Origin of the sequence: Brevundimonas denitrificans (genome assembly GCF_030160755.1) — a bacterium.
Taxonomy (GTDB): domain Bacteria; phylum Pseudomonadota; class Alphaproteobacteria; order Caulobacterales; family Caulobacteraceae; genus Brevundimonas; species Brevundimonas denitrificans.
In genome coordinates, this window is the sequence record NZ_BSOY01000177.1 from 1 (window position 1) to 715 (window position 715).

2 protein-coding genes are annotated in these 715 nt (G+C 53.8%); both read right to left on the reverse strand.

Annotated features, from left to right (window positions below; translation table 11 throughout):
- On the reverse strand, positions 1–390 hold a 390-nt coding region (locus QQJ79_RS15610; protein WP_284223848.1), incomplete at its 3' end, for a hypothetical protein.
- 16 nt (positions 391–406) lie between these two features.
- A partial coding sequence (locus tag QQJ79_RS15615) for a TRAP transporter large permease subunit (RefSeq protein ID WP_284223849.1) occupies positions 407–715 on the reverse strand: 309 nt, incomplete at its 5' end.

Here is a 715-nt window from a genome sequence, read left to right on the forward strand (position 1 = left end):
CAAAGCCTCCCCCACCTCTGAGGCGAAGTTTATATCCACGTCCCCTTGCAGAAGTTTTTCTTTCCAGGTCGCCCCTTCCAGAAACTCCATGGCAAACATATTGGCACCCGGCTCAGAATAGAGCACCCGGGGTACGGCAGCCGGGCAAATATCCGCGACTTCACGGATCCAGTTGACCTCATTGTCGTTGCGAGACAAGGGAGCCTCCCAATGTTGGGAGACCCGCAATTCGGGCAATGCCTGTTTCAGCACGAAGGATCGCCCATCAGCATCCACCCGCCAAATATCGGACGAGATACCACCGGTCAGCTTTTCCGCCCGAATATCAGCCTCGTCAGAGATCAAGGCACCGCGGATCAGGAATTGCCGCGCTTGTTCGTTCAAGTTCATCCATCCACTCCCTTGGCTAGAACATCGACTGGGGCAGCAGAAGTGTGAGATCAGGGAAGATGATGATCAGGTAAAGAACGACCAGATCGGCCAGAATGAAAATCGCCGCCCCCTTGAATATCTGGTTCAGATCAACGCGATCCCCGACCACGGATTTAATCACAAAGACGTTGATACCAACGGGCGGGGTCACCAGACCGACCTCGATCAGTTTGACAATGACAATGCCGAACCAGATCAAGTCGTAATTCATTGCCTCCATGATCGGCACCGCCAGCGGAAGTGTCAGCAGAAGAATACCGATGGCATCCAGAAACGTACCCAG